1 protein-coding gene is annotated in these 1,487 nt (G+C 74.6%); it reads right to left on the bottom strand.

Translation table 11 applies throughout. From position 1 onward, the window contains the following. Positions 1 to 1,487 (bottom strand): peptidoglycan D,D-transpeptidase FtsI family protein (locus AC0CYZ_RS01300; RefSeq protein WP_472211387.1); only part of this gene is annotated, 1,487 nt, incomplete at both ends.

Here is a 1,487-nt window from a genome sequence, read left to right as displayed (position 1 = left end):
CTTCGCCTCCTGGGTCACCGACTGCAGCATCTGGCGCAGTGTCTGCGCGGTCTGCGGGGACATCGCCCGGACGCCGGCCGGCGCCGGGGCGGGCGTGCGGACCCCGTCCGGCCCGACGGTCGCCGAGATCACCCGCGGCGGGACGCGCACCCCGCCGTTGGCGACCGCCTGGTAGATGCTGGCCATCTGCAGCGTCGTCATCGACAGGCCCTGCCCGATGGGCAGGTTGCCGAAGGTCGAGCCCGACCAGTCCGCCCGCGGCGGCACCGACCCGGAGCTCTCGCCGGGGAGCTCGACCCCGGTCTTCGTCCCGACGCCGAGGTTGCCGAGCATCTGGGCGAACCGGTCCGGCCCGAGGCGCTGCGCGGTCATCAGCGTGCCGACGTTGGAGGACTTGCCGAGGACCCCGTTCATCGTCATCGGGACGGGGCCGTGCACCCAGGCGTCGTTGATCGTGCGGTCCGCGACCTTGATGTTGCCCGGGACCGTGAGCACGTCGTCGGGCCTGATCAGTCCGGCCTCGAGGGCCCCGGCGAAGGTGACGACCTTGTTCACCGAGCCCGGCTCGAACGGGGTGGTCACGGCGGCGTCGCCCGGCGCGGGCGCCCCGCCGGCCGCGCTGTTGGCGAGCGAGAGGATCTGGCCGGTCTTCGCGTCGAGCACGACCGCGCTACCGTCCTTGGCGCCGGTGTGGGCCACGTAGGCCGAGAGCTTGTCCTGCACGGTGTACTGCAGGTCCGCGTCGAGGGTCAGGACGACGTCGCGGCCGGCCTGCGCGGGCTGCTCGGCGCGGGTGCTGCCGGGGATGACGGCGTCGCTGCCCTCCGCGGTGTCGACGATGCGGTAGCCGTCGGACCCGGCCAGGATCGCGTCCTGGGCGCTCTCGAGGCCGACGTTGCCGCGGACCCGGCTGGTGTCCAGGCTCCACGACGCGCTGCCCACGACCGACCCGCCGACGTCGCCGGCCGGGTACTGGCGCGACTCCCGGTCCTCCGAGGCGATCTCCGGGAACTCCGTGGTGATGGTGCGCGCCGCGGTCGGGTCGACCAGCGGGGCGAGCACGACGTAGGCCCGGTCGCTCGTCAGCTCCTGGAACAGGGCGAGCGGGTCGGCGTGCAGGATCGTGGCCATCCCCTGCGCGATCTGGGCCTTGCGCTGGTCCGGCGTCGGCGTGCCCGGCACCGCGCGGACCTCCGGCTTCGACCAGTCCGCCGAGATGCGGCGCGGGTTCGCGACGAGGGCCTTCGCCTCGACCGAGAACGCCAGCGGGGTGCCGTTGCGGTCGAGGATCGCGCCGCGCTCGGCGGGCACGACGAGCCGGGTCATGCGTTGCTTGGCGGCGTCCGCGGCGAGCGAGCCCGCGTCGATGGCCTGGACCTCGACGAGCTTGCCCGCCGCGACGAGCAGCAGGACGACCAGCAGCAGCCGCCCGATGCGCAGGCGGCGACGGGGGTCGGGTGGCGCGGGGGCTCGGCGCGCGCGCCACC

The sequence above is a fragment of the Actinomycetospora sp. genome, assembly GCF_055612215.1.
Note: the sequence above shows the minus strand (reverse complement) of the source record. Positions and strands in the feature narration are given on the sequence as shown.